General features: G+C 71.6%; 23 protein-coding genes and 1 tRNA gene. 12 read left to right on the top strand and 12 right to left on the bottom strand.

Features of this window, described 5'->3' with window-relative positions; translation table 11 throughout:
- Positions 1 to 69: 69 nt before the first annotated feature.
- From ACLJPL_RS28875 to ACLJPL_RS28865, 3 genes are read left to right on the top strand one after another with little or no spacing between them, the layout of a single operon-like run.
- On the top strand, positions 70 to 1026 hold the full coding sequence (locus ACLJPL_RS28875; RefSeq protein WP_411083879.1) for an ABC transporter ATP-binding protein: 957 nt from the start codon (positions 70 to 72) through the stop codon (positions 1024 to 1026).
- A complete protein-coding gene (locus tag ACLJPL_RS28870) occupies positions 1023 to 2003 on the top strand; it encodes an ABC transporter permease subunit (RefSeq protein WP_411083878.1) in 981 nt (326 codons plus the stop codon). Before ACLJPL_RS28875 ends, ACLJPL_RS28870 begins: the two co-directional genes overlap by 4 nt.
- A gap of 46 nt (positions 2004 to 2049) precedes the next feature.
- The gene (locus ACLJPL_RS28865) at positions 2050 to 2454 is read left to right on the top strand and encodes a GntR family transcriptional regulator (RefSeq protein WP_411083877.1); all 405 of its coding nucleotides are present in this window, start codon (positions 2050 to 2052) and stop codon (positions 2452 to 2454) included.
- Positions 2455 to 2485: 31 nt separating this feature from the next.
- On the opposite strand, the gene ACLJPL_RS28860 is transcribed toward ACLJPL_RS28865, so the two are convergent.
- A complete protein-coding gene (locus ACLJPL_RS28860) occupies positions 2486 to 4840 on the bottom strand; it encodes a serine/threonine-protein kinase (RefSeq protein WP_411083876.1) in 2355 nt (784 codons plus the stop codon).
- 116 nt (positions 4841 to 4956) lie between these two features.
- On the opposite strand from ACLJPL_RS28860, the gene ACLJPL_RS28855 reads away from it, so the two are divergent.
- Both ACLJPL_RS28855 and ACLJPL_RS28850 read left to right on the top strand, forming a co-directional pair.
- Positions 4957 to 5952 carry an RNA-binding protein gene (locus tag ACLJPL_RS28855; RefSeq protein ID WP_411083875.1) on the top strand — a complete coding sequence of 332 codons (996 nt, stop codon included), beginning with the start codon at positions 4957 to 4959 and terminating at the stop codon, positions 5950 to 5952.
- Between the two features lie 133 nt (positions 5953 to 6085).
- A complete protein-coding gene (locus tag ACLJPL_RS28850; protein ID WP_411083874.1) occupies positions 6086 to 6415 on the top strand; it encodes a hypothetical protein in 330 nt (109 codons plus the stop codon).
- Positions 6416 to 6580: 165 nt separating this feature from the next.
- Here the strand turns inward: ACLJPL_RS28850 and ACLJPL_RS28845 are convergent.
- Positions 6581 to 6654, bottom strand: a tRNA-Thr gene (locus ACLJPL_RS28845).
- Between the two features lie 176 nt (positions 6655 to 6830).
- Here ACLJPL_RS28845 and ACLJPL_RS28840 point away from each other — a divergent pair.
- From ACLJPL_RS28840 to ACLJPL_RS28830, 3 genes are all read left to right on the top strand, one after another.
- Positions 6831 to 7967: an ABC transporter ATP-binding protein gene (locus tag ACLJPL_RS28840; protein WP_411083873.1), complete on the top strand. Its 1137-nt coding sequence runs from the start codon at positions 6831 to 6833 to the stop codon at positions 7965 to 7967.
- A gap of 233 nt (positions 7968 to 8200) precedes the next feature.
- Positions 8201 to 8614, top strand: a complete 414-nt coding sequence (locus tag ACLJPL_RS28835) for a hypothetical protein (protein WP_411083872.1) — start codon at positions 8201 to 8203, stop codon at positions 8612 to 8614.
- Between the two features lie 63 nt (positions 8615 to 8677).
- The gene (locus ACLJPL_RS28830; RefSeq protein WP_411083871.1) at positions 8678 to 9397 is read left to right on the top strand and encodes an NDP-sugar synthase; all 720 of its coding nucleotides are present in this window, start codon (positions 8678 to 8680) and stop codon (positions 9395 to 9397) included.
- Between the two features lie 76 nt (positions 9398 to 9473).
- Here ACLJPL_RS28830 and ACLJPL_RS28825 read toward each other — a convergent pair whose 3' ends face one another.
- Positions 9474 to 10337, bottom strand: a complete 864-nt coding sequence (locus ACLJPL_RS28825) for an alpha/beta fold hydrolase (RefSeq protein WP_411083870.1) — start codon at positions 10335 to 10337, stop codon at positions 9474 to 9476.
- Positions 10338 to 10430: 93 nt separating this feature from the next.
- On the opposite strand from ACLJPL_RS28825, the gene ACLJPL_RS28820 reads away from it, so the two are divergent.
- Positions 10431 to 11030 carry a TetR/AcrR family transcriptional regulator gene (locus tag ACLJPL_RS28820; RefSeq protein ID WP_411083962.1) on the top strand — a complete coding sequence of 200 codons (600 nt, stop codon included), beginning with the start codon at positions 10431 to 10433 and terminating at the stop codon, positions 11028 to 11030.
- 166 nt (positions 11031 to 11196) lie between these two features.
- On the opposite strand, the gene ACLJPL_RS28815 is transcribed toward ACLJPL_RS28820, so the two are convergent.
- From ACLJPL_RS28815 to ACLJPL_RS28785, 7 genes are all read right to left on the bottom strand, one after another.
- Entirely contained in the window at positions 11197 to 12861 is a 1665-nt protein-coding gene (locus ACLJPL_RS28815) for a DoxX family membrane protein (RefSeq protein ID WP_411083869.1), read from the bottom strand.
- 243 nt (positions 12862 to 13104) lie between these two features.
- Positions 13105 to 14061 carry a 23S rRNA (guanosine(2251)-2'-O)-methyltransferase RlmB gene (gene rlmB, locus ACLJPL_RS28810; RefSeq protein ID WP_093692710.1) on the bottom strand — a complete coding sequence of 319 codons (957 nt, stop codon included), beginning with the start codon at positions 14059 to 14061 and terminating at the stop codon, positions 13105 to 13107.
- A 111-nt stretch (positions 14062 to 14172) separates the two neighbouring features.
- Positions 14173 to 15573: a cysteine--tRNA ligase gene (gene cysS, locus ACLJPL_RS28805; RefSeq protein ID WP_411083868.1), complete on the bottom strand. Its 1401-nt coding sequence runs from the start codon at positions 15571 to 15573 to the stop codon at positions 14173 to 14175.
- A 113-nt stretch (positions 15574 to 15686) separates the two neighbouring features.
- Entirely contained in the window at positions 15687 to 16091 is a 405-nt protein-coding gene (locus tag ACLJPL_RS28800) for a PPOX class F420-dependent oxidoreductase (RefSeq protein ID WP_411083867.1), read from the bottom strand.
- A 219-nt stretch (positions 16092 to 16310) separates the two neighbouring features.
- On the bottom strand, positions 16311 to 16829 hold the full coding sequence (ispF, locus tag ACLJPL_RS28795; protein ID WP_411083866.1) for a 2-C-methyl-D-erythritol 2,4-cyclodiphosphate synthase: 519 nt from the start codon (positions 16827 to 16829) through the stop codon (positions 16311 to 16313).
- On the bottom strand, positions 16819 to 17586 hold the full coding sequence (gene ispD, locus ACLJPL_RS28790) for a 2-C-methyl-D-erythritol 4-phosphate cytidylyltransferase (protein WP_411083865.1): 768 nt from the start codon (positions 17584 to 17586) through the stop codon (positions 16819 to 16821). The genes ispF and ispD overlap by 11 nt, the downstream gene beginning before the upstream one ends.
- A 505-nt stretch (positions 17587 to 18091) precedes the next feature.
- Positions 18092 to 18574, bottom strand: coding sequence for a CarD family transcriptional regulator (locus ACLJPL_RS28785; RefSeq protein ID WP_003953493.1), 483 nt, complete (start codon positions 18572 to 18574; stop codon positions 18092 to 18094).
- Between the two features lie 678 nt (positions 18575 to 19252).
- On the opposite strand from ACLJPL_RS28785, the gene ACLJPL_RS28780 reads away from it, so the two are divergent.
- Positions 19253 to 19924 carry a DUF461 domain-containing protein gene (locus ACLJPL_RS28780; protein ID WP_411083864.1) on the top strand — a complete coding sequence of 224 codons (672 nt, stop codon included), beginning with the start codon at positions 19253 to 19255 and terminating at the stop codon, positions 19922 to 19924.
- A gap of 127 nt (positions 19925 to 20051) precedes the next feature.
- Here the strand turns inward: ACLJPL_RS28780 and ACLJPL_RS28775 are convergent, their stop codons facing one another.
- Positions 20052 to 20732, bottom strand: coding sequence for a response regulator transcription factor (locus tag ACLJPL_RS28775; protein WP_003968183.1), 681 nt, complete (start codon positions 20730 to 20732; stop codon positions 20052 to 20054).
- Positions 20729 to 22009, bottom strand: a complete 1281-nt coding sequence (locus ACLJPL_RS28770) for a sensor histidine kinase (protein WP_411083863.1) — start codon at positions 22007 to 22009, stop codon at positions 20729 to 20731. Before ACLJPL_RS28770 ends, ACLJPL_RS28775 begins: the two co-directional genes overlap by 4 nt.
- A gap of 197 nt (positions 22010 to 22206) precedes the next feature.
- On the opposite strand from ACLJPL_RS28770, the gene phoU reads away from it, so the two are divergent.
- Positions 22207 to 22884, top strand: coding sequence for a phosphate signaling complex protein PhoU (gene phoU / locus ACLJPL_RS28765; RefSeq protein WP_411083862.1), 678 nt, complete (start codon positions 22207 to 22209; stop codon positions 22882 to 22884).
- Positions 22885 to 23151: 267 nt separating this feature from the next.
- On the top strand, positions 23152 to 23301 hold the full coding sequence (locus tag ACLJPL_RS28760) for a hypothetical protein (protein WP_411083861.1): 150 nt from the start codon (positions 23152 to 23154) through the stop codon (positions 23299 to 23301).
- Positions 23302 to 23330 lie beyond the last annotated feature (29 nt).

Raw genomic sequence — 23330 nt, 5'->3', positions numbered from 1 at the left:
GCGCTTGACAGGCATCCCCTCAGAACACCATGATTCCATTAATTGACTAATGGAATTGAGGCGAGGCGCGTGGCAGACACGAGCACTCCGAACGGGACCCCGAACAAGACCGCGGGCAGCTGGGCACTGGAGGCCCGGGGCCTGGGCAAGCGCTACCTGCGCGGCTGGGCGCTGCGCGACTGCTCCTTCCGGATCCCGGCCGGACGCATCTGCGGACTGGTCGGACCGAACGGCGCGGGCAAGAGCACCCTGCTCGGGCTGGCGAGCCGCCAAGTGCAGCCCACAACAGGCGAGTTGAGCGTGTTCGGCGTATCGACGGACGATGACGCCGTCCTGCCGAGATTCGCGTTCCTCGGCCAGGACAAGCCCCTGTTCAAGCGGTTCACCGTCGCCGACACCCTGCGGATGGGCGCGGAGCTGAACCCGGGATGGGACGCGGCGGCGGCGACCCGGATCGTCCGCTCGGGCAACGTGCCGCTCGACGCGCGGGTCGGCACGCTCTCCGGCGGCCAGCGCACCCGCGTCGCCTTCGCGCTCGCGTTCGGCAAGCGCCCCGACCTGCTGCTCCTCGACGAGCCGATGGCCGACCTCGACCCCCTGGCCCGGGACGAGATGAGCACCCTGCTGATGTCGGAGGCCATCGAGCGCGGCACCACGGTGGTGATGTCCTCGCACATGCTGACCGAGCTGGAGGACATGTGCGACTACCTGCTGGTCGTCGCCGCGGGCCGCATCCGGATGGCCGGTGACGCCGACGCGCTGGTCCCGGCCCACTCGCTGGTGACGGGGGTGACCCGGGACGGCGCCCTGCCGCCCGAGCTGGACCGGCACACGGTGGTCGAAACACGCGTCCAGGGACGGCAGTTCCACGCGATGGTACGGCCGAAGGGCCCGCTGCCGGCCGACTGGGAGATCGCCGAACCCTCCCTGGAAGAGGTCCTCCTCGCCCATCTCCGCTCGCCGGACGCCCCCTCGCTCTACACACAGGACGCGCGCGTCGACGCCGAAGGGACCCGGGCAGCATGAGCAGCAGCAACACCACCGTGACCGAGGCGCCGGGCGAACTCGCCCCCCGCCGCCGCGTGTTGCACGGTCTGACCTGGCTCGTCGTGCGTCAGCACCGGGCCGCCCTGTACTGCATGCTCGGCGTCACCGCGCTCTGCTCCCTGTGGATCCTGTACGAGCGCCACGAGCTGGTCCAACTCATCGACGCGGCCGGCGGACCGGACGAGGTCACCGGGGATCCGATCGGGACGAGCCGGGGATACGACTTCATCAGCTCCATCTTCAGCCTGCTCCCGCTGGTCTTCGCCGTCCTCATCGGCGCCCCGCTGATCGCGGGCGACCAGGAGAACGGCACGGCGCAACTGGTCACCACCCAGTCCGTGACCCGCCGCCGTTGGCTGATCGCCAAACTGGCCCTGGCCTACAGCCTCGCCCTGGCCTCCGGCGCGCTGCTCTCGTTCTTCTTCACCTGGTGGTGGGAGCCGCACCGCTCCCTCTTCTCCAGCAAGTGGATGGAAAACGTGATCTTCGACAACACCGGCCCGGTGCTGCCCGCGTACCTCCTCTTCGTCACCGCCGCGGCCATCACCATCGGCGTCCTGGTCCGCAGGGTGCTGCCGGCCATGGTCGCCACGTTCCTCTTCACGATGATCGCGGGGTCCGCGTGGAACATGCTCCGCGAACACCTGGCCCCCTCGCGGATGTTCGCCTACCCGCTGCACAGCGACCTCCCGGCCCGGTTCAGCGAGATCCACGAGCTCGACCGCTGGATCGGCAGCGCGGACGGGCGGCTCTACGGCTGGGGCTCCTGCGCGGAGGAGACCGAGGCGGCACAGAACGCGTGCATCAAGGACAAGGGCATCGTCAACGACGTCATCGAGTACCTCGACTACAACCAGATGGCGGCGATGCAGTGGACCGGAGCCGGAATCCTGCTCGCCGGAACGGTCCTCCTCACGGCGGTGACCCTGTGGCGGGGCTCCCGCCGCCCGCTGTAGGAGCGGTGCGCGCCCTTTACGTAAAGTGTCGTCAATCGAGCGGAAGGTGAAGACCGTGGTCGTGTTCCGCATCGACCGGCGCAGCGGGGTGGCGACGTATCTCCAGATCGTCCGCCAAGTGGAACAGGCCCTGCGGATGGGGGCGTTGGAGGAGGGCGACCGGCTTCCGACCGCCGCACAGGTGGCCGCGACGACCAAGGTCAACCCGAACACCACGCTCAAGGCGTACCGCGAACTGGAACGGGCTGGCCTGGCCGAGGTCCGCCAGGGAGCGGGCACGTTCATCACCCGCTCCCTCGCCCAGCCCCAGTCCGGCCCCGACTCCCCGCTGCGGACGGCCCTGGCCGACTGGATGCACCAGGCCCGCGCGGAGGGCCTCACGGGCCAGGACGTCACCGCCCTGTTCCGCTCGGCCTTCGAGACCGCCTACCCGGGCGAGGCGGCGGACTGACGGCGGCCGGGCCCGACGCCGGGCTCCCCGGTCAGGCGCGGTTGTAGCGGTAGCCGTTGCCGTGGGCGGGGCCGGGGACGTGCCGGATGCCGGACCCGTCGAGGGCGAAGAACGAGGGGTCGCCGTCCCGGCACATCCCGGTGGAGCGCCCCTTGTCCACGGTGGCCGCGCCGACGTTGATCCGCTTCCCGCCGTCCGCCGTGGACGCGAACCTCGCCGTGTACTCGCAGTGGCCCGTCCCCTGTACGTCGGCGACGAGGCTCACCGCGAGCTGTCCCGGGGACACCCTCCGGATGACCACCGTGTGCGGCTGGAGGGCGTTGTACTGCGACGCGATGGTCCAGGTCCCGACGAAGGACTGCGGCACCCGGTTGTCCGGGACCGCGGGCCCGGGGCCGGCGGGCGGCTTCTGGCCACCGCCCGATCCTCCACCGCCGGAGGACTGCCCACCGGACGAACCACCCCCGCCGGACGCGGACGAGCCGGACGACCCGGACCCACTGCCGGAGGAACCGGACCCGCTCCCGCCCCCGGACGAACCACCCCCCGGAGCCACGACTCCACCACCGCCGCTACCACTACCGCTACCGCCGCCACTGCCGGAGGTCTGCTCGCCGCCGTCCTCGGCCCCGGTCTCCTCCCCGTCACCGCCGCCCTTCTGCTTCCCCTTCCCTTTCTCCTCGCCCTCCTCTTTGTCCTTGCCCTTGCCCTTGTCCTCGCCCTCCGAGCCGCCCTCGCCCTTCTTGTCCTTGCTCTTGTCCTTGTCCGCGGGCTCGTCACCGGGGCGGTCGGACGGTGACGAGGCGGGAGCGTCGCCGCCCCCGGGCGGCGCGAGGACCCCACCGCCCCGGGCATCGGCGTCGCCGCCGACACCCCGTTCAAGCAGGGCGACCGTGCCCCCGGCGGCCAGGACGGCGAGCACCGCGGCCGCCACGACCCAGGTACGACGCCGCCGGTGCGGGGCCTTCCCGGCGGGCTGCACACCGGGAACGACGACGGCCGGCGGGGCCCCGGGGGCCGCCTGCGGCGCGGGCACGGGGGCCACTGCCTGCTGGGCCTCCGCAGCGGGGGCGGGCACGGGGGCGACTTCCCGCTGAGCCTCCGCAGCGGGCGTCGGCGCGGCCACGGGAACGGACCCGGGCGCGGCCACGGGCTGGGACCCGGGCACGGCCACGGGCCCGGGCACGGCCACGGGCCCGGGCGCGGCCACGGGCGCGGGGACAGCATCCGGCGCGGGCGCGACCGGTGCCGCGTCGGACCGCAAATCCGTCGTTACGACATCGGGCCGGGGCTCCACAGCCGGACCCTCCGAAGCGGCCCCACCCACACGCCCAGCCACACCCGCACCCGCGTCGCCGCCCCCACCCGCGTCCAGGTCCACGTCGGCATCACCATCAACATCGGCATCACCATCAACGTCCACATCCGCGTCGAGCAGCAAGGCCGCCTGCTGCGCGAGACGGGCCAGCAGCTCGGGCGGCAGCCACGCCCCGCGCGAAACGCCCGAGGCCCCGGAGGCCGCGCCCAGGTCCGCCAACAGCGCGTCCACATCGGGCCGTTCAGCGGCTTTCTTGATCAGGCAGCGCCCGATCAGCTCGCGCAGGGAGGCGTCCCCCACCGCCGCGAGATCGGGCGCGGACTCCACGATCCGGTACATCACGGCGTGCTGGTTGCTCGCCCCGTTCCCGAACGGCAGCTGCCCCGTGGCCGCGTACATCAGTACGCAGCCGAGCGCGAAGACATCCGCCCCGGGCCCGGTCTCCTCGCCGAGGATCTGCTCGGGCGCCATGAACCCGGGCGACCCGATGGCCATGCCCGTACTGGTCAGCAGGGATTCGACGGAGACCTGGAGCGCCCGGGCGATGCCGAAGTCGATGACGCGGGGGCCGTCGACGGTGAGCAGCACGTTGGACGGCTTCAGGTCGCGGTGCACGATTCCGGCGGCGTGGATGCCACGCAGGGCCCGCAACAGTCCCTCGGCCAGGACGTGCACCGAGGTTCCGGGCAGCGGGCCGTGCTCCCGTACGGCCTGTTCCAAGGAGGGGCCGGGCACATAGCCGGTGGCGACCCACGGCCGCTCGGCATCGGCGTCCGCGTCCAGCACGGGGGCGGTGTACCGGCCGCCGACCCGGCGGGCGGACTCGATCTCGCGGCGGAAGCGGGCTCGGAACTCCCCGTTGCCGACGTGCTCTTCGTGCACGACCTTCACGGCGACCGTGCGACCCCCTGCGGAGCGGGCCAGATAGACGCGGCCCATGCCTCCCGCACCGAGCCGGCCGAGCAGAGGGTAGGGCCCGATCCGGGCCGGGTCACCGGCCGCGAGGGGCTGTATGACCTCCATCGCCGGATACCGCCCGCCGTTGTTCTGTTCTTTCTTCACGCTCATACTGACCCGATCCCCCGATGGCCCGTTCCCCTGCGGTCGTTCGCGCGCTCGCGCCCAGGATAGGAGCCCCGGCTGTCGAGGGGGTGTTCGGCATCCCCGTCCGGAAGAATGGCACCGTGCTGACCCACTTCTACCGCGTGACCAAGTACGACCCCGCCGACCGCGACGAACACGGGTCCTACAGGGGCCCGGAGGACACCGACAGCGATCACGGGGAGGTCGAGGCGGCCTACCTCCAGGCGGTCGCGGCATTCGCCGAGGACACCGGGATCGATCACTTGGCCGTACGCGAACCGCAGGTCCCGACACACTTCGCGGCCGGGGAGCGCGTGGACGACTTCGGGCTGGACGGGCTCTTCCCGTCCGGCTGGGCGGCCGGCTTCCACGACGGGGCCGAAGTGCCGCTGCACATCGGGCTGGAACTGGTGCGGGCCATGCTGCGCGGCACCGGCCCATGGTGCGGGTTGGAGGTCGAGGACACCTTCACGGCCCAAGTGGGGTGGGACCAGTACCTCTACATCGGCAGCAGCCGTCCCTGCGCGCAGGCCGTGGCCCGGACCCGCGAACTCGGGCTGTTCCCCGAGCCCTTGGACGCCGCCCCCTACAACTTCGAGGACGACGAAGAAGGCGTCCAGCGGCCCGGCGACGACTTCTGGGACCACCTGCGCCGGGCCGTCCGCGACGGTGTCGCCGGAACCCTGGAGGAGACCTACATCGAAGGCGCCACGCGCTGGCACCGGCTCACCGAGGACACCCTCAGCACACTCCGCGCCGAACTGGCCCCCCGGGCCCGCCTGGAGGTCTGGCCCCCCTTGTCCCCCGACATCGAAACCGTCCTGGGGGCACTCCCCGCCGAAGGCATCATCGAGGGCGTCTGGCAGGACGACACCGGCCGCCTCCTCAGCGCCCTGGCCGACGAAGAGGACTTCCCGGAACTGACCGCACGGATGTCCCGTGCCTCTGCCGCCGCACTCCTACCGATCTACACGGAGGAACGTGTGCCGCTGTTCACCGCCGTCATGCCCGACGCGGACGGAGTCCTCCGAGCCCGCTGGCGGACCGCGCCGACCCCAGCCGACCGGCAATGGGCCCTGCGCCACAGCCAAGGATGAGTGCGACAGGGAGCAGGGCCCCGGACGGGTGACGCACGGAGCGCCGAGACCACGCGTGCCACCCCCAGGCCGCCACCGCCCACCAGACTGCTGAGGCCCGCCACCCCCGCACCCCACCCCGGGAGCCTCCCCCATGTCCCAGCCCCCCACCGAACCGGACACCTACCTGACCGTCTGCGGCCACACCCACCTGTTCCCGGGCACCCGCTGCCGGATCCAGGGCCTGCCCGACCCCGTCGCGTACGCGGCGGCCCCCCACCCGATCGACGTCTACTTGCGCTTCTCGGACAGCGCGACCACGGACGCGGCCCTGCACACCACCACAGCGGGCCCGACGCTCACAGTCCCGACGTACACCACCGGCGCGGGCACCACCGTCGACGGCCGCACCTGGACCGTCAAGGAACTCACGGACGCGGGCGACGAGGTCGAGCTGAGGATCGGCACCCTCATCTCGACCTGAGAACCTGAGAACCTCAGGCACCCCGGGCACCCCGGGCACCCCGGGCACCCCGGGCACTCCGGGCACCCCGGGCACCCCGGGCACCCCGGGCGCTTCCGGCCACTCCATGGGCAGCGAGCAGACAAAAGCCCAGGTCAGAGCACATCTGACCTGGGCTTCCCACCGAGCCCCCTGTCGGATTCGAACCGACGACCTACGCATTACAAGTGCGTTGCTCTGGCCAACTGAGCTAAGGAGGCGTGCCGGAGCAGTGTAACCAACCGCGCACCCGGACCGTTCACGATTTCCTGTGCCCCGGGCTGCTGACAGATCCGAAACCAGCAGGTAGCGTCACGGCAGGTTCGCGTCTGTGGACCAGACCACTCCCTACTCGGATCGTCCGGCACGTTCCTGCCGGTGGAGGAGAAGATTCAGCATGGCCAGTGTCACGTTCGACAAGGCGTCCCGCGTCTACCCCGGCTCCACGAAGCCGGCTGTGGACCAGCTCGAGATCGACATCGCGGACGGTGAGTTCCTCGTCCTCGTCGGTCCTTCCGGTTGTGGCAAGTCGACCTCCCTGCGCATGCTCGCGGGTCTCGAGGACGTCAACGGCGGTGCGATCCGCATCGGCGACCGCGATGTCACGCACCTGCCGCCGAAGGACCGGGACATCGCCATGGTGTTCCAGAACTACGCGCTCTACCCGCACATGTCCGTCGCGGACAACATGGGCTTCGCGCTGAAGATCGCCGGTGTGAACAAGACCGACATCCGGGCGAAGGTCGAAGAGGCCGCCAAGATGCTGGACCTCACCGACTACCTGGACCGCAAGCCGAAGGCGCTCTCCGGTGGTCAGCGTCAGCGTGTGGCGATGGGCCGGGCCATCGTGCGGGAGCCGCAGGTCTTCCTCATGGACGAGCCGCTGTCGAACCTCGACGCCAAGCTCCGCGTCTCCACCCGTACGCAGATCGCCTCGCTGCAGCGCCGCCTCGGCATCACCACCGTCTACGTCACCCACGACCAGGTCGAGGCCCTCACCATGGGCGACCGGGTCGCGGTGCTGAAGGACGGGCTGCTCCAGCAGGTCGACTCGCCGCGCAACATGTACGACCGCCCGGCCAACCTCTTCGTCGCCGGCTTCATCGGCTCCCCCGCGATGAACCTGATCGAGGTCCCGATCACGGACGGCGGCGTGAAGTTCGGCAACAGCGTCGTCCCGGTCTCCCGCGAGGCGCTCACCGCCGCCGCCGACCGCGGGGACACCACCGTCACGGTCGGCATCCGCCCCGAGCACTTCGACATCGTCGAGCACGGCGGCGCCGCCGCGAAGACCCTCTCCAAGGACTCCTCGGACGAGCCGGCCGGTCTCGCCGTGTCCGTGAACGTGGTCGAGGAGCTCGGCGCGGACGGGTTCGTCTACGGCGCCGCGCAGGTCGCCGGCGAGCACAAGGACCTGGTCGTCCGCGTCGGCGGCCGTGCGGTCCCCGACAAGGGCACCGAGCTGCACGTCGTGCCGCGCCCGGAGGAGCTGCACGTCTTCGCGACCTCCACCGGCGAGCGCCTCACCAACTGACGCGCCCGCTTCCCCGAGTCGTACGTTCGGCCCCGCGCCCCGCCAAGGGGTGCGGGGCCGTTTGCGTGGCTGACAGCGGGTTCGGGTTTCGACGCCGGACCGCGTCAAATACCCCGGCACACAGGGCATTTCCCCCCGGCTCGTCAACCTGGCATTCGAAAGGACGCGTCGAACCATCCCCCGCGAGAGTGACGAAATGTCGCTGAGCCATCACTGCCCGCTACGCTCGCTGCGTGACCCACACCGCTCGGCGCATCGGCCGATCCCTCGCCCTCGTCCTGCCCGTCGTCATGGTGCTCTCCGGGACCCTTGCGGTCACCAGCGTTCCGTGGGCGTCGGCGGACAACGACTCCGCTCTGCTGGCCGCCTCCTCGGAGACCGTGTCCAAGCCCGCGAAGCCCCACGCCGCCCAGGACGTCCTGCGCGACAAGCTGCTCGTCGAGCTCCACGAGAAGGACCCGGGCACCGCGCTGACGGGCCTCCAGCGCGCCGTCGAGCAGCGTCCGTCGCTGGCCCGGCACTGCATGTCGATCGCCAAGGCGCTCGGCAAGGCCGCCGTCGAGCAGTACGGCCCGACGCGCGCCCAGCGCTTCTCCCGCCCCGTCTGCGACACGTCGTTCGCCTCGGGGGTCGCGCAGTTCAGCTGACCGAAGCCGTACGGAGCCGGCGTCGGATGCCGCCCCGCGCGGGCACCGCATATCGTCCCTGCCATGCATACGTATCCGACGCAGGCCGTGATCCTCGCCGGTGGCCAGGGGTCGCGGCTGCGGCCGTACACCGATGACCGCCCCAAGCCGATGGTCGAGATCCCCGGAACCGGGACCCCGATCATCGGCCATCAGCTCTCCTGGCTGGCCGCCGAAGGAGTCACCGACGCCGTGGTCTCCTGCGGCCATCTCGCCGAGGTGCTCCAGGAGTGGCTGGAGTCCGCCGTACTGCCGCTGCGTGTCACGACCGTGGTGGAGACGGAGCCGCTGGGCCGCGGCGGCGGTCTGAAGCACGCGGCCGAGCGGCTGCCCGATCCGGAACAGCCCTGGTACGCCACCAACGGCGACATCTGGACGCGTTTCTCGTTGCGCGAGATGGCCGCGTTCCACGCCGAGCGCGACGCCACCGCCACCCTGGCCCTCGCCAGGCCCCGGATCCCGTGGGGCGCCGTGGAGACGGACGCGTTCGGGCACATCACGGACTTCATCGAGTCGCCGCCCTCGCCGTATCTGATCAATGCGGGGGTGTACGTGTTCTCCCCCGCCTTCACGGAGCTGCTGCCGGACCGGGGCGACCACGAGCGGACCACGTTCCCCCGGCTGGCCCGGGAGCGCCGGCTGGCCGGGTACCCGCTGCCCCACGGGGCGTACTGGCGGGCCATCGACACCGCGAAGGACCTCACCGAGGCGGCACGCGAGCTGGGCGCGCGGGCGAGCGACTGAGCCCGCACACCCCACACGCCGAACGCCTTCCGACTGCCCGGCAGCCCGCACGTCGCAGACGATGAGGGCGCGGCCGTCACGCCGGTGCGCCCCGGAGGATACGCGCGACCACCAGTTCCGGATCGTCGGTCGGCAGGGCGTGGCCCGCACCGGGCACGATCTCCACCTCGGCGGCGGGGACGAGGGCTCCCACCCGGTCGGCGACCTGGCGTGCGTCGTGCAGCGTGCTCCGCTCCCCCAGCAGGAAGAGCGAGGGCGCCCGCACCCGGCGCAGCTCCTCGTCGGAGAAGACCCGGGCCGGTGGCAGGGCGCGCCGGAAGCCGATGGAGGCACGTCCCAGCTCCATCAGCTCGGTCTCCAGGATGGCGCTGTTGCCGACCCGGCGGGAGAGCCAGGGCCGCCAGGCGCGGGGCGCGAGGCCGGCCAGGCCGCCGGCGATGAGCCAGGTGTAGAAGCGGCGGCCGGGATCGGCGAATCCGGCGGGCTCCAGGAGGGTGAGGGCGGCGGTGCGGCCCGGGCGGTGGATCTGGTGGCCCAGCGCCAGCCAGCCGCCGTAGGAGCAGCCGACGAGGTGGGCGGCGGTGGCCTCCATCCCGGCGAGCACCTCCTCCAGCCAGCGGGCGCCGTCCTCCGCGCCGGTGAGGGGCGCGCTCTGGGCGCTCGCGCCCGGCTCGCCGACCGTGTCGACGGCGATCACCGTGCGACGGCGGGCGAGCGGGGCGATGTACCGGTGCCACATCAGGGAGTTGCCGTTGGCGCCCGACAGCAGGACGACCGGGTCGGGGCTGGGTGGTCCGGCGCGGTAGACGCGTGTCGTGCCGAAAGAGGTCGGCAGGTCGAAGGTCTCCCGGGGGCCCGTCCACAGCTGGTCGAGGAGACGCCCGTAGACGGCGTGGAATCGTTCGCGGGCCTTGTCGTTCTTGAACTCGCCTATGCTCATGGTACAGACGTACCATGAATTGGTACACCCGTACCACTGGCAGGAGGCCGGACCATCACCGCGCGTGTCGATCACGAGGAACGCAGGAAGCAGATCGCGGAGGCCCTGCTGCGCATCGCCGCCACCGAGGGGCTCCAGTCGGCGAGCATGCGGGCGGTCGCCGCCGAGGCGGGCGTCTCTCTGCGGCTGGTGCAGTACTACTTCACGACCAAGCAGGCCCTGCTGCTGGACGCGTTCGCCCGGCTCGGCGTCCAGCACCAGGCCCGTATGGACCGGTGGGTTCGCGCTGCCGGCTCGCCGCCGCGACCGCGCTCCACGGTCACCGCCATCCTCTCCAGCATCCTGCCGACCGACGAGGAAAGCCGCCGGATCACCCGGATCTACGCCGCCTACTACACGCTCGTCCTCGGTGACAGCTCGCTGGAGGAGCACGCCACCCCCCAGCCCGACCTGCTGGAGGGCTTCCTCACCCAGCAGCTCCGGTCGGCACAGGAGGCCGGCGCCATCGATCCGGAGAAGGACCCCGCCATGACGGCGGCCGGGCTGCTGGCCATGGTCAACGGCTTCGGCTCCAGCGTGCTGGGCGGCCAACGCACCGGCGAGGAAGCCTTGGCGATTGTGCGCCACCACCTGGACGAACTGTTCGGCCCCGCCCGAGAGGAGCGCGACGGGCCCCGGCCCGATTCCCGCTGAAGGGGTACGGGGTGACGGAATAGTGCGTCGTCGCCGTGTTGCCACGGGTTCCACGGCTCCCGTGACCCGCGAACGTCACGACGCACAGGGCTTTGTGGCCGCAGCGGGAGGGGCGGCCCCACCCGACACCGGGTGTAGCCGCCCCTCTCGTCGGTTCCGCCGCAGCTCAGCCGAGGAGGCCGCCGATCGGGTTGCGGCCGCCGCCGGACGAGCCGCCCTGCGTGGAGCCTTCGCCGCCGCCGGTGGTGGCCGCGGGCGGGGCTTCCGGCTCCGCGTTGCCGCCGGTGGAGCCGTCGCCGCCCGTGGAGCCGGAGGAGGTGGGGCCGGCGCTGGTGGCGGGCGGGGGCTGCTGCTGTTGCGGGGTCGTCTGCTGCGGGGGCTCCTGGCCGGTGCCCTGGGTCTCGCTGGGTCGGCTGCCTGCTCCGGTGCTCTGCCCGCCCCCGGAGTCGCGGGTCGCGCCGGGAGTGGCCTGGCCGCCCGTCGCGGGGGCGGTGGCGGTGCCGGAGCTGGTCGGCTGCGGGGTGCGCTCCTGCGGCGTACGGGACGCCTGGCGCTCGCCGGTGGACTCCTGGGGCAGCGGCATGCCGGGGAGGCGGTTGGTGGGGTTGTCGTTGCGGCCGGGGACGGTGACGACCTCGGTGGAACGGACCGCCCCGCCGAGGATGGAGCCGATGAGCAGGGTGAGGCCGATGGCGACGCTGGCGACGACGGTCCCGCGCCGCAGGACGCGCCGGCGCAGGTCCCAGATCTCGGAGCGCGGCCCGAGCTTGCGCCACGCCTCTCCGGCGAGCCGGCCGTCGACGGAATAGACGGGGGCCCCCGCGATGATCAGGGGGCTCCAGGCGGCCAGCAGGATGATGTCGGGGGCGTCGTACACGGCGACCGTGCGCCAGCTGACCGTCACCAGCAGAGCGGCGGAGAGCAGGGCCCCCACGGACGCGGCGACACGCTGCCAGAGGCCGAGGACGGTGAGGACGCCGACGACGACCTGGAGGAAGGCGACGGTCAGGCCCGCGCCGACCGGGTGGGAGAGGGCGAAGTCCCGGAGCGGCTCGGCGAGCGCCCAGGGGTGCAGCGAGGTCAGCCACTTGACCATGGAGCCGCGTTCGCCGCCGTCGAAGTAGACGGGGTCGCAGAGCTTGCCCATGCCGGCGTAGATGGAGATGAAGCCGAGCAGGACCCGCATGGGGAGCAGGACGACGCCCAGGTTCATCCGGTGGCCCGGGTAGTAGGCGTGCCGGACGGGGTCGTTGCCGTGGCGGCGGGCGCGGGCCTCGGAGCTCTCCTGGGAGTCCTCCTCGTACCCGTCGTCGTCGACGAGGACGGCGTGGGAGCCGGTGGGCCCGTCGTCGACGGAGTCGTACGCGCCGACCGCCTGTCGCATCGGCGGCAGCAGGGGGCCCGTGCGTCCCGGCTGCTGCGGTGCGGTCAGTACGGGGTTGGGCTGCGTCTCCTCCAGGAGCGGGATGACCTGGGTCGCGCCCGCCGCGTGGCCGTCCGCGGTTCCAGCGGTGAGCGCGGCGTCGAGGTGTCCGGCGGTGGAGTTGCGCACGGCTTGGAGGAGGCCGGTGGCGCCGGGGTCGCCCGGGGCCGATCTGCCGCTCCAGACGACCGGCGCCCGCCGGCGGCCCCCGCCGGCACCTGCGCCGCTCATGGCGGGGATACGGGCCGTGTCCGCGGGGGCACCGCGCAGCCGTGCGCGCTGGCCCGGGGCGAGCTGCACCCGGAAGCTGGCGTGGTTGACGATGACCTGCGCGGGGTCGCTGTCCACCTTGGTCATGCTCAGGGCGGGTTGCTCGTCGAACCGAGGCGTTCTGGTGTCCACACTCATCTAACCGAGTGATGGGTGTTTAGGACACTGCCTTGACGGGCCCGATGTGTCCGAGACCCGTCAAGATCCGGCCAAACTCGGGCATCTGGGAAAACGGGATCCAGAACCCCGTTCGGCGTTCGCGCGGCGACGCGCCGGGCTCACCGGCCCGGCGCGTGCCGGGCTCATGAGCCACGGGCCGCCCGAACGCCGTACCGCGACGCCCCGTTCCGCCCGAACGCCGTACCGCGACGCCCGGTTCCGCTATCCGCGGCGGCGCGCCACCTCGTACAGCACGATGCCCGCCGCGACACCGGCGTTGAGCGACTCCGCGCCGCCCGGCATGGAGATCCGGACCCGGTAGTCGCAGGTCTCGCCCACGAGGCGGCCCAGCCCCTTGCCCTCGCTGCCGATGACGATGACGACGGGCCCGGCCAGCTGCTCCAGGTCCTCCACCGTGTGCTCGCCGTCCGCGGCCAGGCCGACGACGGTCAGGCCCGCCTTCTGGTAGCCCTCCAGGGCGCGGGTCAGGTTGGTGACCCGGGAGACCGGGGTGCGGGCCGCCGTACCGGCCGAGGACTTCCACGCGCCGGCGGTCATACCGGCCGCCCGGCGCTCGGGCACGACCACGCCGTGGCCGCCGAACGCGGAGACCGAGCGGACGATCGCACCGAGGTTGCGCGGGTCGGTCACACCGTCGAGGGCGACGATGAGCGGGTCCTCGTTGTTGTCGTACGCGGCGGCGGTGAGGTCCTCCGGGTGCGCGTACTCGTACGGCGGGACCTGGAGGACGAGGCCCTGGTGGTTCAGGCCGTTCGTCATCCGGTCCAGCTCGGGGCGCGGGGCCTCCATCAGGTTGATGTTGCCGCGCTCGCCCGCGAGCTTGAGGGCGTCGCGGACGCGCTCGTCGTTGTCGATGTACTGCTGGACGTACAGGGTGGTGGCGGGGACGCCGTCGCGCAGCGCCTCGTAGACCGGGTTGCGGCCGACGACCATCTCGGAGGTGCCCTTCACCCCGCCGCGCCGGGGCGCGGGACGGCGGGCGGCCGCCTGCTTGGCCTGGGCGTTGGCGACCCGGTTCTTCTTGTGTCCCTTGCGGGCGGAGGCGGGCGGCGTGGGTCCCTTGCCTTCGAGACCACGGCGTCGCTGACCACCGCTGCCGACCTGCATGCCCTTCTTGTTGGACGTGCGGCGGTTCCTGCGCTGGCTGTTCCCGGCCATGACCTACCTGTTCCTGTAAATCTTCGATCTACATGTAGATGTGGATCGTGTACGTATAAGTGTGCCGCCCGGATGGCCGGGCGGCACCATTGCACTGCTCAAAGGACGTGCTCAGCGCGGTCCGAGCGTCCACCGGGGACCGTTGGCGCCGTCCTCGATGACCAGTCCGGACTGGTTGAGCTGGTCGCGGATGGCGTCGGCGGCGGCCCAGTCCTTGCGGGCGCGGGCCGACTGCCGCTGGTCGAGGACCAGGCGTACGAGGGTGTCGACGACGCCGTGCAGATCCTCGCCCCGGTCCCCCTCGCCCGCCCAGTGCTCGTCCAGCGGGTCGAGTCCGAGGACGCCGAGCATGGCCCGGACCTCGGCGAGGCGGGCGACGGCGGCCTCCTTGTCGTCGGCGGCGAGCGCGCTGTTGCCCTGGCGGACCGTGGTGTGGACGATCGCGAGGGCCTGCGGCACGCCCAGGTCCTCGTCCATCGCCTCGGCGAAGGCGGGCGGCACCTCGGCGGCGGGGGCGACGACCTCCCCGGCCTTCTCGGTGACGCGCTGGACGAAGCCCTCGATCCGCGCGAACGCGGACTCGGCCTCGCGCAGGGACTCCTCGCTGTACTCGATCATCGACCGGTAGTGCGGGGTGCCCAGGTAGTAGCGGAGCACGATCGGACGCCAGTGCTTGACCATCTCGCTGACGAGGACGGAGTTGCCCAGCGACTTGGACATCTTCTCGCCGGACATGGTGACCCAGGCGTTGTGCACCCAGTAGTTGGCGAACTCGTCGCCGTACGCCTTGGCCTGGGCGATCTCGTTCTCGTGGTGCGGGAAGATCAGGTCGAGGCCGCCGCCGTGGATGTCGAACGCGGAGCCCAGGTACTTGTGGGCCATCGCGGAGCACTCCAGGTGCCAGCCGGGCCGTCCGCGGCCCCACGGGGTCTCCCAGCTGGGCTCGCCCGGCTTGGCCGCCTTCCACATGGCGAAGTCCCGCTGGTCGCGCTTGCCGGTCTCGCCCTCGCCCGAGGGCTGGCGCAGCTCGTCCAGCTCCTGGTTGGAGAGCTCCAGGTAGCCGGGGAGGGACCGGACGTCGAAGTAGACGTTGCCGTCCGCCTCGTAGGCGTGGCCGCGCTCGATGAGGCCGCGCATCATCTCGATCATCTCGGTGATGTGGCCGGTGGCACGGGGCTCGTAGGTGGGCGGCAGGCAGCCCAGCGCGTCGTACCCGTCGTTGAACGCGCGCTCGTTCTCGTAACCGATCGACCACCAGGGGCGGCCCTGCTCGGCGGACTTCTTGATGATCTTGTCGTCGATGTCGGTGACGTTCCGGATGAACGTCACGTCGTAGCCGCGGTAGGTGAACCAGCGGCGCATGATGTCGAAGTTCAGCCCGGAACGGATGTGCCCGATGTGCGGTGCGGCCTGGACGGTAGCGCCACAGAGGTAGATCGAGACACAACCCGCGGTGAGCGGGACGAAGTCACGGATCTGCCGGGCGCTGGTGTCGTGCAGGCGAATAGTCACGCCTCAAGGGTAGTAGGCCGACACCAGTGCCCCGCGACCCTTGGGCGATCGCGGGGGCAACTTTCTGATACCGGCCTGGTCGGAACCCTTCCCGGCGGCTCTCTTTCTTTCCCTCAGATGTTCCCGACGACCTTGCGCGGGGTGATCCGGACCACGACCCGGGGGGCGTCCTGGCCGGAGGCCGGGTTGAACTCGGCGTACGGCTTGCCGACGTACTTGAGCGACAGCTCGTCGATCAGCTCCGGCCCGCCCTCGGTGGTCAGCGCCACCTCTCCGCGGATCTCCGCGTACGTGTACGGGGCGTCGAACGGCTGGACGACGACGGTGACGCGCGGGTCGCGGCGGAGGTTCTTCTCCTTGCGGCGGCCGACCGTGGTCGAGATCAGGAGGTCGTCGCCGTCGCGCTTCACCCAGACCGGGGACACCTGCGGGCTGCCGTCCGGCTGGATGGTGGCGATGTTGACGAAGACCGGGGTGTCGAGCAGGTTCTTGAGCTCGGTGGAGAGTGCGGCGGTCATGGCGTACGTCCTCCTGGTGGCTGGCGTGGTCCGGTGCTCCTACCCCCCAACCACCCGCGCCTTCGGTTATTCCCGCGTCGCCCGTACTTCTCGCCGCGTACCGCCGGACGGGTGAACGTACGGGCGGGGCGGGCGTGAAGGCACGGGCGAGGCGGGCGTGAAGGCACGGGCGCGGGGAACGGCCGGGCGGGGTCAGCCGGTGCGGTGGAGCCGGGCGGGTCAGCCGGTGCGGTAGACCAGGGCCGTCGCGATCCCGGCGAGGCCCTCGCCGCGCCCCGTGAAGCCGAGTCCGTCCGAGGTCGCGGCGGAGAGCGAGACCGGGGCGCCCACGGCGGCGGACAGCACCTTCTGCGCCTCTTCGCGCCGCTTGCCGACCTTCGGGCGTACGCCGACGACCTGGACGGCCACGTTCCCGATCTCGTACCCCTCGGCGCGGACGATCCGGGCGGCCTCGGTGAGCAGCGTGACGCCGGCGGCCCCGGACCACTCGGGGCGGCCGGTGCCGAAGTGCTGCCCGAGGTCGCCGAGGCCGGCGGCGGAGAAGAGGGCGTTGCAGGCGGCGTGCGCGACGACGTCGGCGTCGGAGTGGCCGGCCAGGCCGGGGCCCTCGCCCTCCCACTTCAGGCCCGCGCACCACAGCTCACGGCCCTCTTCGAAGGCGTGGATGTCGGTGCCGATCCCGACGAGCGGGATGAGGGGGGCGGGGGCCGCGGGGGCCGCGGGGGTGTCAGAAGCCATCGTTGGCCCTCCTGCGGGCGAGTACCGCTTCGGCCAGCACCAGGTCGAGCGGCCGGGTGACCTTGAACGCCTCTTCGTGTCCGGGGACGACGACGACCGGCTGCCCGAGGCGTTCGACCATGCCCGCGTCGTCCGTCGCGCCCTCGCCGTCGAGCGCGACCTCGGCGTGGGCCCGCACCAGCGTGTCGCGGTCGAAGCCCTGCGGGGTCTGCACCGCGCGCAGCCTGGCCCGTGCAGGGGTGGAGAGCACCGGTTCCGGTTCCCCGGCGGTCTCGGCGGGCTCGACCTCCTTGACGGTGTCGGTGAGCGGCAGGGCGGGAACGACGGCCACCGCCCCGTTCCGTACGGCTTCGACGACCGCGTCCACCGTGTCGACCGGCACCAGCGGCCGGGCGGCGTCGTGGACCAGGACCACGGAGACGTCCTCGGGCAGCGCGTCGAGGCCGAGGCCCACCGACTCCTGCCGGGTGCTTCCGCCGGGGACCACCAGGTAGTCGGTGTGCTCGGGCAGGGCGTGCTCGTCCAGGAGGTGCTTGACCTCGGGCGCGCTCTCCGGCGGGGCGACGACCACGACGAGGGAGACCGCGCGGGAGGCCGCCATGGCCCGGATCGCGTGGATGAGCATGGGGGTGCCGCCGAGCGCCCGGAGGGCCTTGGGCGTGCCCGGTCCCAGTCGTATGCCCCGCCCGGCCGCGGGAATCACCGCGGCGGTACGGAGAGGGCGGGGCCGGTCGGGCGGCGGGGGCGTCGATGGCATCGGTTGCACTCCGAGGGTCCGGGGTCCGAGAGGGCCGAGGGGGGCCGAAGAGGCCGAGGGGGCGGGAAGGAAAGGCCGGAAGGGCTGAGCGGGCCGGGAAGAAAGGTCTGCGGACTCGGCAGGTTTGTCTCCACGGCCGGTGTGGGTAGGGGCCCAGCGAGCCGGGCGTGACGCCCTACTCGCACCGGGCCCCTTCCGTGACACCCGGTCGAGCAGGGCCGGGCGAGGCCGGTCGGGGAAGCACAGCGGCACTGCACCACCGGGTGGGTCGGCACACCGGCCGGCCTTCGACAGGACATCGACCGGCCTCGCCGGAGGCGGGCTCGCCGGAAGCGGTGGTCGGCACTCGGCGCTCGGGAGAGAAGCCGGGTACCGGATGGCTGGATCGGACCCGGACATGCCGCAGTGCCCGACGACACACCGTGAATACGGCTGGTCAGCGGGCACCGCAGCACATTCTTACGACCGGTTTCTCACGAATTTCCTCCGCCGGGTGCGAACCGGTTCAGGACGCGAGGACCTCGTCGAGCAGGGCCTCGGCCTTGTCCTCGTTGGTGTTCTCCGCGAGGGCGAGCTCGCTCACCAGAATCTGGCGGGCCTTGGCAAGCATGCGCTTCTCTCCGGCGGAGAGACCGCGCTCGCGCTCACGACGCCACAGGTCACGCACGACTTCAGCGACCTTGATGACATCGCCGGAGGCGAGCTTCTCGAGATTTGCCTTGTAACGCCGGGACCAGTTCGTCGGCTCTTCGGCATACGGCGCCCGCAGCACCTCGAAGACCCGGTCCAGCCCGTCCTGCCCGACCACGTCGCGCACGCCTACGAACTCCGCATTGTCCGCCGGCACACGAACAGTCAAGTCGCCCTGGGCGACCTTGAGCACCAAGTAGGTCTTGTCCACGCCTTTGATCTGGCGAGTTTCGATAGCCTCGATCAGCGCGGCCCCGTGATGGGGATAGACCACGGTGTCGCCAACCTTGAACGTCATGTGACAGGTACCCCTTCCGTGGCTATCCAGAGTAACACGAGAATCGCATCTCCTGAATGGCGTTTTCGCAGGTCAGGGCATATCTCGGGGCTTGACAACAGCAACACGAACGTGCTGCGGAAGGCATCCGGAAGACGGTATTCGCAGGTCGGAGCGGCTGTACGACCGGAGCGAAACACCCACGTCGCACGGCCCGGAAGCCCCACAGAAGAGGGCGAAAGTCCCGTTATGTCGGGTTCCGAGTGGCGAACATTACCTGCTCCGTTCGGTCATCGATCACCCGTACGGATGTAAGTGTGGGTGCCCCATGAAATTGATCAAGGCCGCCACCTCGCCACGCCTTTCGCGGGAATGCGCCGCGGCCGGAGGAATTGATCACCAGGATTATGTGAACGGCACGTGACGCGGCGGCCGCCGGCGCGGCCGGGCTTCCGGTTCGCCGCGGCAGTTCGCCCCGCCGGCCGGCCCCCCGGGGGAAGAGCCGCACCGCCTTGAGGCGGGTCGGGTGCGGGGCGGGAGCGGCGGCTCGGTAGCCTAAGGCCGCTGACACACCCTTAGGGCGGCCTTACGCCACCCCTTCCCGGCCGCCCCGGGGCGTTCAGCTCACCGCCCGAGCGTTCAGCTCACCGCCCGACGTCCGAAGTCCGCAGTCCGATCGTTCAAGGAGTTGCCGCCGCCGTGAGCCGCAGCCTTCGACACGGCGCTCTCGCCGCCACTGCCATCGCTTTCTCGATCGTCTCCCTGTCCGCCTGCGCCGCGGGCAACAACGCGGAGACGTTGCAGGTCAGGCCGGACAACGCGGCCACCTCGGTGGGTGACGTCAAGGTCCAGAACGTGAACGTGATCACGCAGGCCGAGGCTGAGGCCGAGGGCCCCGCCGTGGTCGCCGCGACGCTGTTCAACGACGGCACGGAGCCCGAGGTCCTGGAGAGCGTCACGCTGCCCGGAACCGACGCGCAGGTGAAGCTCCGGGCCGCGTCGGGCAACGGCCCCGTCGAGATCCCGGCCGGCGGCCAGGTCGTCATCGGCGGCAAGGGCAACGCCTCCGCCGTGATCGAGCAGGGCCGCGAGGCCGCGCAGGACGGCAACGTCCAGCAGGTCGTCTTCAAGCTGAGCCGGACCGGCGACATCGGCCTCGGCGCGAGCGTCGTGCCGGCGACCGGCTTCTTCAAGGACTTCGGCCCCGACGCCCCGGCCGCCGCCCCGTCGCCGAGCGGCACGCCCGCCGCCAACGGCTCCGAGACCCCGGCCGCGCCGGCCGAAGGCGGCTCGGCGACCCCCCAGGCCCCGGCGACCGGTACGGACGCGCAGGGCGGCGCCGAGGGCGCCGAGGAGCCGGCGGCCCACTGACGCGACCCGCGTGCGCCCGCTCGCGTACACGCGTATCGGCTGACGCCCGCACCACGCGAAGGGGCGCTTCCCGGCCGGGAAGCGCCCCTTCGCGTAACTCCGCGCCGTCCGTCCCGGCCATCGCGGTCTACGGCTCGAACTTGTAGCCGAGGCCCCGCACCGTGACGAGGTAGCGCGGCGCGCCGGGGTCGGGCTCGATCTTGGCGCGCAGGCGCTTGACGTGGACGTCCAGGGTCTTGGTGTCGCCGACGTAGTCCGCGCCCCAGACCCGGTCGATGAGCTGCATACGGGTCAGCACGCGGCCCGCGTTGCGCAGGAGCATCTCCAGGAGGTCGAACTCCTTGAGCGGGAGGTCCACCTTGCCGCCGGAGACCGTGACGACGTGCCGGTCGACGTCCATCCGGACCGGGCCCGCCTCCAGGGCGGCCGGGGTGACCTCCTCCGGCTCCCCCCGGCGGCGCAGGACGGCGCGGATGCGGGCGACGAGCTCGCGCGAGGAGAACGGCTTGGTGACGTAGTCGTCGGCTCCTATTTCGAGACCGACGACCTTGTCGATCTCGCTGTCCTTGGCGGTGACCATGATCACCGGAACGTTGGAACGGCTGCGGAGCTGGCGGCACACCTCGGTGCCGGGCAGGCCGGGCAGCATCAGGTCGAGCAGGACCAGATCGGCGCCGTTGCGCTCGAACTCGTCCAGACCGTCGGGGCCGGTCGCCGCGATCGCGACCTCGAAACCTTCCTTGCGCAGCATGTAGGACAGGGCGTCGCTGAAGGATTCCTCATCCTCGACGACAAGCACTCGGGTCACGGAAGAGCCTCCGGGGCGGGGAAGGGGTCATAGGAGTCGGTCTCGAACGGGGGCTTGCCCTCGCCGCCGACGCCATTGACGCCGTTGACGATAAGCGGTCCGCCGGTGGTGCGCTCCCTCACGACGCCCGATTCGGGCAGCCTGAGGGTGAAGGTGGAGCCCTGTCCCTCGGAGCTCCAGACGGTGACCTCCCCGCCGTGCGAGGCGGCCACGTGTTTGACGATGGCGAGGCCGAGACCGGTGCCACCGGTGGCCCGTGAGCGGGCCGGGTCGACGCGGTAGAACCGCTCGAAGACGCGCTCGCGGTCCTTCTCCGAGATGCCGATGCCCTGGTCGGTGACGGCGATCTCGATCAGGTCCCCGCCCGGGGCGGCCGTGCGGCGGGCCGCGATGCCGACCCGGGTGCGGGGAGGGCTGTAGTTGACGGCGTTCTCGACGAGGTTGCCGAGAGCTCCGACGAGCTGGCCCCGGTTGCCCCAGACCGTGAGGTCCTCGGCGCCGCCGGAGGCCATGGTGATCTGTTTGGAGCCGGCCTGCTGGCGGCAGCGGTCGATCGCCTCGGCGACCAGCACCTCCACCCTGACCGGCTCGGCGTCCTCCAGGGGGTCGTCGTTCTGCACCCTGGAGAGGTCGATGAGCTCCTGTACGAGGTTGGTCAGCCGGGTCGCCTCGATCTGCATCCGCCCGGCGAACCGCTCCACCGCCTCCGGGTCGTCGGAGGCGTCCATGACCGCTTCGGAGAGCAGGGAGAGCGCTCCCGTGGGGGTCTTCAGCTCATGGCTCACGTTGGCGACGAAGTCGCGCCGTACCGCTTCTATCCGGCGGGCCTCGGTGAGGTCCTCGACCAGCAGCAGCACCAGTCGTGAGCCGAGCGGCGCGACCCGGGCGGAGACGGCGAGGGCGTCGCCCCGGCCGGTGCCGCGCCGGGGGAGGTCCAGCTCCACCTGGCGTATCTCACCGTCGCGCCGGGTGTCGCGGGCCATGTTGAGCATCGGCTCGACGGACAGCCGGCCGCCCCTGACCAGGCCCAGCGCATACGCGGCGGAGCTGGCCTTGACGACGCTGTCGCTCTCGTCGAGCACGACGGCGGAGGAGCTGAGCACGGACAGGACGGTGTCCACCCCGGGCGGCAGGGCGGCGTTGCCGTCCGGCCGCAGGGACGTGCGCGTGGGCCGTTTGAGGTCGCGCTCGCTCCAGCGGAACGCCAGCATGGCGATCACACCGGTGCACAACCCGGCGATCGCTGCAGCTGCGGCGACCGCCGCGTTCACGTCCATGCTTCAAGGTTATGCGGGTGCGCCGACACTCTCCCAGCCGTCCGAGTGCCATCTCGAACACTCGTCGCCCAGAGTTCACCGAGGGGATGGAGCCGGTTCACTTAGGGGGCCGGATACGGACGCGTTGCGGCCCCACCGTGTAACTGTGGGGGTCGGTCCGAGACCCCGGCCTCAGTTGGAACTGGAGAGGGACTTCCATGCGCGACGCTTACCACGAGGAACTCGACTCGATCGGAGAAGGTCTGGTCGAGATGGCCCGGCTGGTCGGATCGGCGATCGGCCGGGCGACCACGTCCATGCTCGACGCCGACCTGAAGCTCGCGGAGAGCGTGATCGCCGGCGACCAGAAGGTCGACGACCTCCAGCACGACCTGGAGGCGCGCGCGATCGCCCTCCTGGCCCGTCAGCAGCCGGTGGCCACCGATCTGCGGATCGTGGTGACCTCGCTGCGGATGAGCGCCGACCTGGAGCGCTCCGGCGACCTGGCCCAGCACGTGGCGAAGCTGGCGCGGCTGCGCTTCCCGCAGTCGGCGGTCCCGCACGACCTGCACGCCACCATCCTGGAGATGGGCCAGCTCGCCCAGCGGCTGATGGCCAAGGCCGCCGAGGTCATCATCACCAAGGACGTCGACCTGGCGCTCCAGCTGGAGCAGGACGACGACGAGATGGACCTCCTGCACCGCACGCTGTTCCAGCACCTGATGGACGACCGCTGGAAGCACGGCATCGAGACGGCCGTGGACGTGACGCTGCTGGGCCGCTACTACGAGCGTTTCGCCGACCACGCGGTGTCGGTGGCCAAGCGCGTCGTCTACCTGGTGACGGGCGAGCACGCGGACGAGATCCAGGCGGCGTCGTCGGTCGAGGGCTCGTGACCGCCGTCTCGGGGGCTCGCCCGTAGGGGCCGTCACGGGGGCTCGTCATTGTCACGGGGGTGCGCGCACGGCGCTCCGTACGCACCCGGCGCACGCGAGTCGCACATGCGTTCCTGCGCGTGTGCGCCGTTGATGCGCCCGCCGGGCTGGGCATGCAATGGGGCGGGGACGGCGCCATGGCCGTACGCGATACGTGCCGTGGCCGTACGTTCCCGGCGGCGGCGCACCGGCGTCCGCCGCCCAGCCGTACGCCCCTGAGGAGGGACCATGGCCGATTCCCCCATGACCGAACCCCAGCAGGAGACCCCGACCGAAGTGGCGCACCTGACCGTGCTCGGCGCCTGTGGCTGCGGCTCGGGCTGCGGGTGCGGCTGCCAGTCCGGTGCTCCGTGCCAGTGCGGCGGCTGCTCGGGCTGACCCGCACCCGCACCGGGCCCCTCGTACGG

Source organism: Streptomyces sp. cmx-18-6 (assembly GCF_046548915.1).
Classification (GTDB): Bacteria; Actinomycetota; Actinomycetes; order Streptomycetales; family Streptomycetaceae; genus Streptomyces.
This window is presented reverse-complemented; position numbering and strand designations above follow the sequence as displayed.